Annotated in this window: 14 protein-coding genes; 9 read left to right on the top strand and 5 right to left on the bottom strand. The window is 57.9% G+C overall.

The features are described from left to right. The first annotated feature begins 36 nt into the window (after nt 1-36). Entirely contained in the window at nt 37-900 is an 864-nt protein-coding gene (locus MUN80_RS11910; protein WP_244724189.1) for a DUF4249 domain-containing protein, read from the top strand. 84 nt (nt 901-984) lie between these two features. On the opposite strand, the gene MUN80_RS11905 is transcribed toward MUN80_RS11910, so the two are convergent. After that, nucleotides 985-1803 carry a purine-nucleoside phosphorylase gene (locus MUN80_RS11905; protein WP_244724186.1) on the bottom strand — a complete coding sequence of 273 codons (819 nt, stop codon included), beginning with the start codon at nt 1801-1803 and terminating at the stop codon, nt 985-987. Between the two features lie 131 nt (nt 1804-1934). On the opposite strand from MUN80_RS11905, the gene MUN80_RS11900 reads away from it, so the two are divergent. Next, nucleotides 1935-2618 (top strand): PKD domain-containing protein, encoded by a 684-nt coding sequence (locus tag MUN80_RS11900; RefSeq protein ID WP_244724183.1) that lies wholly within the window; start codon nt 1935-1937, stop codon nt 2616-2618. A gap of 73 nt (nt 2619-2691) precedes the next feature. On the opposite strand, the gene sppA is transcribed toward MUN80_RS11900, so the two are convergent. The 3 genes from sppA to MUN80_RS11890 form a co-directional block, all read right to left on the bottom strand. Beyond that, on the bottom strand, nt 2692-4452 hold the full coding sequence (gene sppA, locus MUN80_RS11895) for a signal peptide peptidase SppA (RefSeq protein ID WP_244724181.1): 1761 nt from the start codon (nt 4450-4452) through the stop codon (nt 2692-2694). Between the two features lie 158 nt (nt 4453-4610). Further along, entirely contained in the window at nt 4611-4745 is a 135-nt protein-coding gene (locus MUN80_RS25980; RefSeq protein WP_262922065.1) for a hypothetical protein, read from the bottom strand. Between the two features lie 10 nt (nt 4746-4755). Next, nucleotides 4756-6093, bottom strand: a complete 1338-nt coding sequence (locus MUN80_RS11890) for a replication-associated recombination protein A (protein ID WP_244724162.1) — start codon at nt 6091-6093, stop codon at nt 4756-4758. Between the two features lie 133 nt (nt 6094-6226). Here MUN80_RS11890 and MUN80_RS11885 point away from each other — a divergent pair, with 133 nt between their 5' ends. The 6 genes from MUN80_RS11885 to MUN80_RS11860 all read left to right on the top strand — a co-directional run bounded on the left by MUN80_RS11885 (nt 6227) and on the right by MUN80_RS11860 (nt 10494). Continuing rightward, nucleotides 6227-7162 carry a DMT family transporter gene (locus tag MUN80_RS11885; RefSeq protein ID WP_244724159.1) on the top strand — a complete coding sequence of 312 codons (936 nt, stop codon included), beginning with the start codon at nt 6227-6229 and terminating at the stop codon, nt 7160-7162. A gap of 163 nt (nt 7163-7325) precedes the next feature. Beyond that, entirely contained in the window at nt 7326-7865 is a 540-nt protein-coding gene (locus MUN80_RS11880) for a hypothetical protein (protein WP_244724156.1), read from the top strand. 155 nt (nt 7866-8020) lie between these two features. Beyond that, complete coding sequence (locus MUN80_RS11875; RefSeq protein ID WP_244724154.1) at nt 8021-8425, top strand: hypothetical protein; 405 nt, start codon at nt 8021-8023, stop codon at nt 8423-8425. 343 nt (nt 8426-8768) lie between these two features. After that, entirely contained in the window at nt 8769-9311 is a 543-nt protein-coding gene (locus tag MUN80_RS11870) for a hypothetical protein (protein ID WP_244724151.1), read from the top strand. A 68-nt stretch (nt 9312-9379) separates the two neighbouring features. After that, on the top strand, nt 9380-9820 hold the full coding sequence (locus MUN80_RS11865; protein ID WP_244724148.1) for a hypothetical protein: 441 nt from the start codon (nt 9380-9382) through the stop codon (nt 9818-9820). A gap of 137 nt (nt 9821-9957) precedes the next feature. After that, nucleotides 9958-10494: a hypothetical protein gene (locus MUN80_RS11860; RefSeq protein WP_244724145.1), complete on the top strand. Its 537-nt coding sequence runs from the start codon at nt 9958-9960 to the stop codon at nt 10492-10494. Nucleotides 10495-10595: 101 nt separating this feature from the next. Here the strand turns inward: MUN80_RS11860 and lpdA are convergent, their stop codons facing one another. Beyond that, nucleotides 10596-11990, bottom strand: a complete 1395-nt coding sequence (gene lpdA / locus MUN80_RS11855) for a dihydrolipoyl dehydrogenase (protein WP_244724143.1) — start codon at nt 11988-11990, stop codon at nt 10596-10598. A gap of 237 nt (nt 11991-12227) precedes the next feature. On the opposite strand from lpdA, the gene MUN80_RS11850 reads away from it, so the two are divergent. Next, a complete protein-coding gene (locus tag MUN80_RS11850; protein WP_244724141.1) occupies nt 12228-12872 on the top strand; it encodes a tetratricopeptide repeat protein in 645 nt (214 codons plus the stop codon). The last annotated feature ends 68 nt before the right edge of the window (nt 12873-12940 follow it).

The following is a 12940-nucleotide window of genomic DNA, read 5'->3' as shown; positions in this document are numbered from 1 at the left end:
GCTCTTCTGTAGGCCTGGCGTTGTTAGCAGTAGCGTATGAATTCCCTCTCTTTCCACCAAAACCGGTATCTACGCAATTTCTGGCTTCGGCTACCGCTGGCGTTAATTAGCCTGCTGGTATTGACCACAGGCTGCAATCTGCAGAAGGATATCGACGTGGAGCTCCCCGCTTTTCCGCCCCAGCTGGTGGTAGAGTGCTACTTGGAGCCCGGCCAGGTGCCTCGCATGACGGTCAGTGAAACCGTGCCCTACCTAAGCAGCCCCACTCCCACCCTGCTCACCGACGTGTCGGTGGTACTGACGCTGCCCTCGGGTCAAAAGGAGGCTTTTCGCTTCTCGCCCGGCCTGGATACGCTTACCAAAAAGTTGTATACCCATCGGGGCAGCCAGCCGCTGGTGGCCAAGCCCGGCGACACGTTCACCCTGGATGTGCAGGATACCCACGGCCGCCACGTGACGGGCCGGGCCACCATGCCGTCCCGGGTAACCATTGATTCGCTGATCTGGAAGTTCAACGACAAACCCACCGAAGAGCGCCGCGCTTATTTGCTGGCCAAGTTCCAGGACCCGGCCGCTACGGCCGACTTCTACCGCCTGCAGATTCACCTGGACAGCATCTCGGATAGTCCCAACCGCGACCTGGAAGTGGATGACCGCCTCACCAATGGCCAGTTTATGACCCTGGGCACCAGCTACCGGTACTCGGCCAACGACACGCTGCTGGTTACGCTCTATCACCTCGACCAGCCTTATTACCGCTTTCTGCAGTCGGTGGACGAGGCCCAGAATGCCAACGGCAACCCCTTCGCTCAGCCTGCCGCCGTGCGCTCGACAGTAGAAGGCGGTGTGGGCGTCTTCACCATCCTGAGCTACCACCGCCGCCGGATTATTATCCGCTAGAGCGTAGCTATTGAAGCTTGAGTAACTACCAAAAAGGCCCGCGGAAGTAGTTCCGCGGGCCTTTTTGGTAGCGCTAAGGTAAGCCTACTGCTGCTCCAGTACCGTGCGCAGCAGGGCCGTCAGGCGGGGCTCGGCCTCGGCGGCCACGCGCAGGATGTCGGCAATTTCCACTCGCTTAAGCTTGCCGGGGGAGCACAGGTCGGTGATAACCGATATGGCCAGCACCGGCAGGCCCATGTGCACGGCGGCAATAACCTCGGGTACGGTGCTCATGCCCACGGCATCGGCCCCGATGGTACGCAGGTAGCGGTATTCGGCCGGGGTTTCGAGCATAGGACCAGGCAGGCTGGCGTACACGCCGCGCCGCACTTTGTCGGCGAAGCCCAGCTGCTGGGCGGCTTCCTGGGCCTGGGTCAGCAAGGCCTGGCTGTAGGGCTCCAGCATGTCGGGGAAGCGCGGGCCCAGCGCGTCGAGGTTCTTGCCTACTAGCGGGTTGGTCGGCTGCAGGTTGATGTGGTCCTCGATGAGCATCAGGTCGCCGTAGTCGTAGTCGGGGTTGAGGCCGCCCGAGGCGTTGCTCACAAACAGCTTCTGAATGCCCAGCAGCTTCATAACCCGCACCGGAAATACCACCTGGGGCATGGAGTAGCCTTCGTAGTAGTGAAAGCGGCCCTGCATCACCAGCACCCGGTGGCCCGCCAGCGTACCGGCCAGCAGGTTGCCTGAGTGGCTTTCCACCGTCGACACGGGGAAGTGTGGAATCTGGGCGTAGGGCAAAGTGAAGGCCACGTCGATGTCGTGAACCAGGGCGCCCAGACCGGTACCGAGGATGATACCGAATTCGGGTTGAAAGTCGCCAATGAGCTGGCGGATGTGGGCGGCGGCTTCGCGGAGGTCTTGCATAAGGGAGGAAAGAATATTTGCAATAATAAGCACTACAACCCCACGCCAAGAAACCTCAGGCTATCTGGTAGCAAAGAGGAATATTTATCCTTGTACATTTAGCTGCACCTATATACAATTCATTCACACCTATGAAGAACTACCTACCACTTATTACCAGCATTTGCTTGGCTTCCTGCTCTACCGACTCAGAAGTAAAGCCAGCAGAAATTAAGCCCGCTACTGCCAACTTTGAAATGCCGGAGAGCAATGAGGCAAGCATTGCAACAGTCTTTCAGAATAAGTCACTGGCAGCCAAGCGCTACGCCTGGAGTTTCGGCGATGGCAGCACGAGTACCGACGAAAACCCCACCCACACTTACACTAGAACCGGACAGTATTTGGTAAAGCTCAAGGCTTTTGGCGAAAGGAATGATTCCATTACCAAAAGCATCACGATTCTACCGTATAAGATATTTACACATTCCTCCACGCGTATTGGTGGGGTGTACAGCTGTAAAATTGTCACGTTTGTGAAACCACCCGGGAGCCCTCTTTCTATACACCGGCTTGCGGATAAGGACATAACGATTACTGAGCAAGCCCCTGATAAAGTGCTCTGGGATTCCAATACCCTTATATATTCTTCTTCATCATCCACTTCCAGGCAACTACCAGGAGGGCCATACCACACGTTTGGTGCCCCTACCGACATCCGGCGCAAGACTGTATTAGCCTTCTTCTACACTAGCGGCGATAGTGCGGTTTTTCTGATAGATGAACTACCTGGCCATGGTTCAATACAGACGTATTACCATGGTAAGCGCCGGCCTTAGCCTACCAATCTCCGTAACGACAACGGCCCGGTTCAGCATCTGAACCGGGCCGTTGTCGTTACGGTAAGTTTCCTTACTGAATGTTCAGCTCAAACGGCAGACGGGCCTGTACGCCGCTCATCGTCGAGAGCTTCTTGTACTGCTCATACATGGGGTACATCGGGCCCATTTCCTCCTTTATCAGGTGCTGGCGCACTTCGGTACTGGTGGTGTTGAACACGTTTTCGAGCATGTTCTTCTGGCGAGGCAGGCGCTGCAGCTGGTAGTCGTCCTCCTTTAGGTTGGCGCGGCGGGCGGCAATGCGCACGGCGTCCTCAAACGAACCGAGCACGTCGACCAAGCCGCGGGCCTTGGCTTCGGTGCCCGACCATACCCGACCCGAAGCCAGGCGGCGCAGGCGCTCTACCGGCATGTGGCGGCCGGCGGCAGCTTTGGTGGTGAAGTCGGCGTAGATGCGGTCTACTTCCTGCTGCAGCTGCTGCTTCTCGAAAGCGGTGAGCGGGCGGGTGATGGTGGGCAGATCGGAGAACTTGCCGGTCGTGACCCGGTCGGTGGTGATGCCGAGCTTGTCGCGCAGCAGGGGCTGAATGTTGGGCAGCACGCCAAATACGCCGATGCTACCGGTAATCGTATTAGGATGGGCCACGATGGTGTCGCAGGCCATGGCAATGAAGTAGCCGCCCGAAGCCGCCACGTCGGACATGGAGCACACGATGGGCTTCACTTTCTTGGTCAGCACTACTTCGCGGTAGATAATGTCGGAAGCCAGCGACGAGCCGCCGGGCGAATTTACGCGCAGCACCACGGCCTTTACCTTGTCGTCGAGGCGGGCCTTGCGGATGGCTTCGGCAAAGCGGGTGCTGCCGATGTTGTCGTTGCCGCCCTTGCCGGTCACGATGTCGCCGTCGGCGTAGATAACAGCAATACGGTTGCCGCTGCCGGCCTCGTCAGCCTTGTCGTCGGCGTCGGCATAGTCGGAGAGGCTTACCAGGCTGAGCTTTTTCTTGATATCCAGGCCCACTTTGCCCTTCATGAAGTCGAGGGCCTGGTCGTAGTAGCCCAGGTTGGTCACCAGGCCGAGGCGCTTGGCGTCGTCGGCGTTGTGCACCAGCATCGAGTCGGAAATCAGCTTGAGCCGGTTTAGCGGAATGCGGCGGGCCGAGGCCACGTTCTGCAGCATGTAGTCGTTGATGGAGTTCAGAAACGACGAGGTTTGCAGCCGGGCCGAGTCCGACATAGAGTCGCGGAAGTAGGGCTCCACGGCGCTCTTAAACGAGCCCACGCGGAAGATGTAGGGCTCAATACCGGCCTTCTCGAACAGGTTCTTGTAATAGTAAGTCTCCGAGCTCAGGCCGTTGAATTCGAGCGTACCCTGGGGGTTGAGGTAGAGCTTGTCGGCCACCGAGGTCAGGTAGTAGCTTTTCTCGGAGGCAATGTCGTTGTAGGCCACGATAAACTTGCCCGACTTCTTGAAGTCCAGCAGCTCGTTGCGGATTTCCTCCAATGAAGCCATGCCGGCCTGCACCAGCTCCACGTTCAGGAAAATACCCTTGATGTCGTCGTCCTGTTTGGCTCGCCGGATGGCCAGCTTAAGCTGCTCCAACCCGATGTTGTCGGCCTGGGAGCTAAACAAAGCCCCAAACGACTCCCGACTTTCGCGCTCGGCTACGGGCCGGTCGAGCTTGAGCTCCAACACTGAGTCTTTGGCCACCGTGGCGGAGTTGTCGCCGCTGACGGCTGATACCAGTAGGCCCAGGCCGATGATAAAGGCCAGCACGCCGAACAGTACCAGCCCGGTAAGCGTGGCCAGCACGTATTTCAGAAATTGTCTCATGGAAAAAGGAAAGGAATAGCGGGTTGGATAGGCAAACAAATGTAGAAGGCTTTCGGCACTCCTGCATAGAGGAGAAAAAGCTGGTTAGCGTTGCTTCTAAGGTGTCTAACGAAATCCGGGGTTTAATACTTTAGCCCCCTGAATATTGCCAATCAGTCTTAGTGCTGGCTCTGGCCCAGGCTAGCATCGATGTCGGCACTGCTGTCGATATCCGGAATTTGGCTCCAGAGTAAAATTAGCACGGCCAGCAAAGCCAGGAAGATAACGACCCCGATTCGCACCACACGTTTCATGGCTAATCATTTAATACCCGTACTTCTCGCCCCACCACTGGCGTAGGCGCTCCTGCATCTTGTGCTCAGCGGCGTTGTTGCCGGGATGGTAGAACACGGTGCCGCTCAGAGCCTCGGGCATAAATTCCTGGTAAGCAAAGCTGCCTTCGTAGTCGTGGGAATACTGGTATTGGTTGCCGTAACCCAGCTCTTTCATGAGCTTGGTGGGCGCGTTGCGCAGCGGGATGGGCACGGCCTGCACGCCCTGCTGCCGCACCAGGGCCCGGGCCTCCCGGATACCTTTATAGCTGGCGTTGCTCTTGGGCGAAGTGGCCAAATATACCACCGTCTGCCCCAGGATAATGTCCGACTCGGGCATGCCGATAACCGTCACGGCCTGAAAGCAGCTCTGGGCCAGCATCAGGGCATTGGGGTTGGCGTTGCCCACGTCTTCGGAGGCCAGAATCAGCAGGCGGCGGGCAATGAATTTGGGGTCTTCGCCGCCTTCCAGCATCACGGCCAGCCAGTAGAGGCCCGCGTTGGGGTCAGAGCCGCGGATACTCTTGATAAAGGCCGAAATGACGTCGTAGTGCATTTCTCCACCCTTATCGTAGCGCGCCAGGTTTTGCTGGGCCAGCTGCTGCACCACGGCGTCGGTAATGACGATTTCGCCGGTAGCTGGGTCGGGCCGGCTCGACTCCACCACGATTTCGAGCAGGTTGAGCAGCTTGCGCGCGTCGCCGCCCGAAATCAGGAGCAGGGCCCCGTACTCGGCCACGCGCACCTTTTTCTGCTTGAGCACCTCGTCCTCGGCCAGGGCTTTGTCCACTAGCTCGGTCAGCACGTCCTTGCTCAAGGGCTCCAGCACGTAGACCTGGGCCCGGCTGAGCACGGCCGGAATAACCTCGAACGAGGGATTCTCCGTCGTGGCCCCGATGAGCGTGACGATGCCCTGCTCCACGGCTCCTAGCAAGGCATCCTGCTGGGACTTGCTGAAGCGGTGAATTTCGTCGATAAACAGCACCGTGCCCCGCTGCCGCTTGGCTTTCTCGATGACGTCGCGCACGTCTTTCACTCCGGCATTCACGGCGCTCAGGGCAGCAAAGGGCTGGCCCAGGGCCTCGGCCAGCAGGTGAGCCAGGGTGGTTTTGCCCACGCCGGGCGGGCCCCACAGAATCAGGGAGGGCAGGCGCTTGGCGTTGAGGTAGCGGCGCAGCACGCCCTCGGGCCCGATGAGGTGCCGCTGCCCGGCGTACTCATCGAGGGTGCGGGGGCGGCGGCGCTCGGCCAGCGGAGCACTGGCTGACACGGGCGGACGGGTGGGCGCTGCGGAAGAAGGTTCGGAGTCGAAAAGGGAGCCGGTAGCCATAGGAAAGGAATGAGGCCTAAAGGTACGGCGCCGGGCGGCGTGGCGTTTGGGACGAGCCCACAAGAAAACTCCCAAGCCCGGCCGTGGTTACTCGTGCACCTCACGCACGGTTCCTGTCCTACCTTTGCCGCCGATGAAAAATACGCTCCGCGTCCATGCGGCTTTATTCGTGGTGGCCGTCATTTACGCGGCCAACTACAGCTTGTCCAAAGATGTCATGCCGCACTACATGGGGCCCTTCGGCATCGTGACCCTGCGGATTCTGGGTGCGGCCCTGTTCTTTGCCGTCGTCAGCCGGCTGGTGGCACCCCACGACCGTATCGTGGGCCGGGCCGACAACATCCGGGCAATTCTGTGCGGGCTTATCGGCATTGGCGGCAATCAGCTGCTGTTCTTTTCGGGCCTAAACCTGACCTCGCCCATCAATGCCTCCCTGCTGCAAACCATTGCCCCGATTGTGGTCGTCATTGCCTCGGCCGTGCTGCTGCGCGAGAAAATAACTCTGCTGCGGGTGCTGGGCATTGCTCTTGGTGCTATTGGGGCGGCTACTGTCATTCTGAGCCGGGAAGTGGGCACCACAGTGTACCCCAACGCCATGTTGGGCAACCTGTTTATTCTGCTTAACGCCACGGCTTTCGGGGTGTACCTGGTTATTGTGACGCCGCTGATGCGCAAGTACCACCCATTCACGGTGCTGGCCCGCATTTTCCTGGTCGGGGCCTTCGTGGCCGTACCTTTTGGCTGGCGCGGCGCCCTTTCGGCCGACTACGCCAGCTTCCCGCTCTACATCTGGGCTGAAATCGTGTACATGATTGTCTGCCTGACAATTCTGGCTTATCTGCTCAACAACTGGGCCCTAAAGTACGCCTCCCCCGCCCTGCTGGGCGTGTACATCTACCTACAGCCGATTCTGGCCGTGCTTATTGCCGTAGCGTTGGGCAAGGACCATTTCACCTGGGCCCGGGCCTTGCAGGCGGCTCTTATTTTCGGGGGCGTATTCCTGGTGAGCCGTAAGCCCAAACCCGCCCCGGACCCAGCCGCCGTGCCCCTGGAAACGGTGGCGGACTAGCTGCGCGAGCACCGGGCGGCGTAGCTAGTCCGCCCCCGTGCCAACAGTTAGCACGGCCTGCTACTGTATATGAAACAGCTCAGTACTTGATTGTTGACTTGCATAGCAATACCTTCAGCCGGACAGCAGGTTCGCGGTATGCTGCTACCCAATAATCTTGATTATGGCTATTTCTACAGACAAAATTTCGGAGCGCAAAGCTGCCTCCGCAGCTGAAGCAACGCCCACTGCTCACGCCGTCAAACGGCCAACAGGCCTTCTCAACAACCGCTCCGATGCGGCAGTGCAGCGAAGGCTGCAGGAAAAGGCCGATGACAGCCCACAGGTACGGCAGTTGCAAGCCTACCAAGCCATGGCCGACAACCGGACCCAACCCGCAGCCCAGGCCGTGGTGCAGCGAGCATCCTTTTTTACTGGCCCCGAGGAGCAGCAGGCAAGATACAACACAGAAAAATTTGCTGATTTTGCCGAGCTTGAGAAGCTGGCTCAAAGCCTGCTCGAAAAAGAGGATAAGAACGGCGTCAAATCCTTAATTGAGGCCCTACAGCGCGATATTAAGCCCGCTGTCAATAAGAGAAGTACTTGGGCCCAGAAAAACCAGGCGGGCATTGAAAAACTGCTGGCTCACCTGACTCAGGGTGGAGCCGCCCCCAACTGCCCCAGACACCGCAGGCCGAAACTCTCACGTTTGATCTGGCCCTGAGCGGGCAAGATCAGGCCAGTATCGTTCCAGGCAAGTTCAGCTCTTTTGAAGGCGAGCAGGGCGACATTCACTTTGCCAAGCACGGCCACGAGTTCGAGGCTGCTAGCAAAGCTGACTACATCAAGCTCGCCAAAGCATTTGGGGAAAATGGCTCCATGCAATACCTGGAAGCTATTATTGGTAATACCTACATCAAAACCGACCCTGCAGGAATGCGCAACCGGGCCGTTTTTATTGCCAACGGCAAAAAAATACGCACATTTTACGTCTGGGACCCCGACTTCAGCTACGACCCTTTCGGGTACGCCATTTACTACACGATTACCAACAACATGGGCAAGCCGCTCAAGAGCCTGGACCCAGCTATCAGCCGACAGCTCAGCGCCGTCGGTGTGGACTTACAGCGGGTTGAAAACGACTACATTCTTAAGTCGCTGAATAACTACAAGAGCTACGCCACCATCAGCAGCGAAACCAAGCTGCCGATCAGCGAAATCCGGCTTGCCGAGCAGTGGGCCCATTCGCATCAACTCCTCAACTATCCGCTGGCCGACCAGTAGCCGCCTCGCTGCTCATCGCAACCTACTGCTTCACCTTATGCTCGTGGCCCACCCCGTCTGCATTATACATCCTACCAACTAAACCTGTCTGCAAGGCCTTGGGAAGCCTGACTACCGAAATATATAATTTATGCGGAGTTAGCCTTCCTGCTGCTGACCCTGCCAGGATGCAGTGTGGCCAAGCATTTCGCTCAGGATTCGCTGGGTTTGCTCGGCATCTACCGCATCGAGCTGGATTCGTTGCTGCGCACTTGCCGGCGCTAACGAGGCGATTAGAAGACATTTACCAGACAAGCTACTTTTCCGTATAGGAGAAGTACACCTCACTATTTCGGCTGAAGGCATGAATCTGGATGCGGAATTACGGGAATTACAAACGCAGGAGGCCGCCTTTTACGTGCGCCTCGGGTTGCTGCTCGAACTGCTCACCCTGGCTGATGTGAGCGACTGGACCGACGAAGCACTATGGCGCGACGAGGAGCCGCAGGAGTTTTTCGTGACGCTTTACGGCCTGTTGCGCACCGGTAAGCCCCGGGTCCCGACCTACCTCAAATCCGCCTTTCCTGCCGAAGCTTACTCGGCCCGGCCCCTGCTAGGCTGGCTGCAACAGCAATGGGCCACGGGCCGCTGGCCGCTCAGCCAGCTGATTCGCTCCCTGTACCGCCTGCGCACCCTGGTACATTCCGATCAGGAAGTGGGCTGGATCTACGCCCTGGCTGCCGACTACGAGCAGGCTGCCGGCGGCCCGCCCGAGGAACTGCTGCCGGTGCAGCAGGAAACCGAAGCCTTTTTGGCCTGCTACCGCGAGTATACCTTTGCCAACCGCGAAAAGTGGCCGCAGCTCGACGCCAAAGTGGAAGGGTATCTGGCTAACTTGCGCCAATAGCAGCCGACTGTTACGTTCTTGCCAGGAGTTCGGTCTGGGGCTGCCGCTACCTTAGCTTGCCTCTGCTGATGACGCCCGAAGAAATTGCCGACTTTACTGCCAGGCTCGCCGCCGAGACGCCCGCGACGGAAGCCTCTTTTGGCATTTTCCAGTACGGCGGCGGGCCTGACGAAAGCTTTATCCGCGCCAACAAGCAGGGGTTACAGCTTTTTGCCGCTGAAATGCTGCAAGCCGCGGCTCGGGTAGATGAAACGCTGGCGCATGAAACGAAATCCATCATCCCGCTTGGTTTTGCAGAGCAGGAGTGGCTGGATGGCGAGGTATTCATGCAGTATATCGAGCCGCTGGCGGGCCGCCCAGAGCCAGAGGTTGCGCATACTGTGTCGTCAACGCTATTCGATAAGCTAATGACCTATGGCCTGCAGGCTGTATTTTTTATTTTGCTTATTGGCCTATTTGTGGGCACTGTTAATGGTTTGAAAACAATGGCAAGCTGGATTTTCGGGTAATTACCAGAGGAACCGGTAGTGGGGCTGCTCACACGCTGGAGTATTATTACCCGGACTAAAATCCTACCGGCATCCTATGTTGGCTACTTTATCCCCCAACTATTAAGTAAGAACCCTTACTCTCCGCCACCGAATTCATGAAAGATATCCTTACCAAGCTCAAACTCGTCGATTATTTTACGACTGAAGTCCCAATTCAGCAGGCTGAGTTCGTGGCCAAGTTTCAGAATTCGGTTGACGAAGGCGACACGGGAGTTTTCTCCGGCGCTTTCGATATGTTTTCTTCCAGCAAGAACGAGTACCGCGGCCACGTTTATGCCAACGGTTTTAAGATCAAGAGGAAAAGGAAGTTTTTTGATGCCAACATGAGTCTGGCCGCAGCTGAAGGTAGCTTCACGCAGCAGGACCAGAACGTAGTTATTGCTACCGAAGTGAATGGCTTCTCCGGTTTGATGATTCCCTTTTTCGGCTTCATCCTGGTGTTCTACGCCATCTTCCTGGTAGGCTTTCTTGTATCGGCAGGCAGGAATGATGGTCAGGCTTTCGTAGCCTTGCCGTTAATTTTTTTCCACGCTTTGTTCATGCTCGGCATTCCGTATTTCATGATGCGTCGGGGGGTGAGCAAGATGAAGCACGAGTTAGAGCGGGAATTTTATTACATGACCAAAAAGTAAGCACCGGGGCCTGCCCGTCGCTACTTTCGGCTTGTTTCGGACACAAAAAGGCCCGCTGCACTGCTGCAGCGGGCCTTTTTTATAAACTAGTTAGAAACAGCTTACAGGTGAATCACCTCGCCGTACGCGGCGGCGGCGGCTTCCATCACGGCTTCCGACATGGTGGGGTGCGGGTGCACGGCCTTGATGATTTCGTGGCCGGTGGTTTCGAGCTTGCGGGCTACGACTACCTCGGCAATCATTTCCGTGACGTTGGAGCCAATCATGTGGGCACCCAGCCACTCACCGTACTTCTTGTCGAAGATAACCTTCACGAAGCCGTCCTTAGCGCCGGCGGCCGAGGCCTTGCCTGAGGCCGAGAAGGGGAACTTACCCACCAGCACGTCGAAGCCTTTGTCGCGGGCCTCTTTCTCGGTGAGGCCTACCGAGGCAATTTCGGGCTGGGCGTAGGTGCAGCCGGGAATGTTCTGGTAGTTGAGCGGCTCGGGGTGGTGACCGGTAATCTGCTCAACGCAGATGATACCTTCGGCCGAAGCCACGTGGGCCAGCGCCGGGCCGGGCACGATGTCGCCGATGGCGTAGATGCCGGGCACGTTGGTCTGGTAGTAGTCGTCCACAATCACGCGGCCCTTCTCCACCTTGATGCCCAGCTCTTCCAGGCCCAGGTTTTCGAGGTTGGTAACCACGCCGGCGGCGCTCAGTACTACGTCGCAGGCAATCTGCTGGTCGCCTTTAGCCGTTTTGATAGTCACGTTGCAGCCTTCGCCGCTGGTATCCACCTTCGTTACCTCGGCCGAGGTCATGACCTCAATACCGATTTTCTTGAAGGATTTCTCCATCTGCCGCGACACTTCCTCGTCTTCCACCGGCACGATGCGGGGCAGGTATTCCACCACCGTTACCTCGGTGCCCATGGTGCGGTAGAAGTAGGCAAACTCGACGCCGATGGCGCCCGAGCCCACAACCACCATTTTCTTGGGCAAGGAAGGCAGCACCATGGCCTGGCGGTAGCCGATGATTTTCTTGCCATCAATCGGCAAGGCGGGCAGCTCGCGCGAACGGGCGCCGGTAGCCAGAATGATGTGCTTGGCCTCTACGGTTTCTTTCGAGCCGTCGGCTTTGGTTACCTCCACCTTGCCGGGGGCCAGCAGCTTGCCCACGCCCGATACGGTTTCGATTTTATTCTTTTTGAACAGGAAATTGATGCCTTTGCTCATGCCATCGGCCACGCCGCGGCTGCGCTTGATAACAGCCTCGAAGTCGAAGCCCGTTTCGCCCACCGTCAGGCCGTAGTCCTGGGCGTGCTGAAGGTACTCATACACCTGAGCCGTTTTGAGCAGGGCTTTGGTCGGGATGCAGCCCCAGTTCAGGCAGATTCCGCCGAGCGACTCGCGCTCTACCACGCCTACCTTCAAGCCGAGCTGGGAAGCCCGAATAGCAGCTACGTAGCCTCCGGGGCCGCTGCCGATAACGACTAGGTCGTATTGCAATGCCATATTAGTTTGTGTTTTGTAAAGAATTGTTTTATCCTTACCAGGAAAACAACTCTTCAGTGGTAACGAATTGAATCTGCCAGCGGGCTTGCGACGGCTCATTCTGGTGCGGTAAAGATAAGGAGCGAATCCGTCTTCCCGCACTTGGTCATGGCAGCGGCTTGGCGGGTGGGCTCCGCTACCGCCGGGAGAGTTTTTTCTGCCCCCGATTTCTACTCCGAACTCAACCCAAACTACCAGATGAAACACGTTTCCGCCTTCCTGCTTTTCAGCGCCCTGGCTTTGCCGGCGGCCCATGCCCAGTCGCTGGTGCCGGCAGTGGCTGCCGCCCCCGTAGCCACGACCAGCATGGCCGCTGCTCCGGCCAAGCGCCTTTCCAACAGCGAGTACAAAGCCCAGATCAAAGCGGCCGACGCCACGCTCAAAACCAAGCCCAAAGACGTGGACGCCCGCCTGAGCCGGGCCACGGCCCACCTGGAGCTGAAAGACTACGAGGAAGCCGTGGCCGACTATACTGCTTTGCTACGCACCCAGCCCACCAATCAGGAATGGTTATATCTGCGGGGCACGGCCTACCTGCGCGGGGAGATGTTTCAGCAAGCCAATAACGACTTCACCAAAATTCTCAAGGCCGACCCCAAGCACAAGCCCAGCCTGCTCTACCGGGGGGTGGCCCGTATGAAAATGCAGAACTTCAAAGGCGCTATTCCCGATTTTGGGGCCATCATTGAGCAGGAGCCCGAAAATGCCGATGCCCTCGAATACCGCGGAGTGTGCTATTCCTACTCGGGTCAGGATGCCCTGGCCGTGCAGGATCTGGAGAAAGCCGCGGCCCTGAACCCCGAGGCGGCCAAGACGCTGAAGCGCTACCGTCCATCGAAGTAACGGGCCGACTACAGCCCAGCTTTATGAAGCGCCCCGACCAGCCCGGCCGGGGCGCTTTTTTCGAAAAA

The sequence above is a fragment of the Hymenobacter cellulosivorans genome, assembly GCF_022919135.1.
In the GTDB taxonomy this organism is placed as follows: Bacteria; Bacteroidota; Bacteroidia; order Cytophagales; family Hymenobacteraceae; genus Hymenobacter; species Hymenobacter cellulosivorans.
Note: the sequence above shows the minus strand (reverse complement) of the source record. Positions and strands in the feature narration are given on the sequence as shown.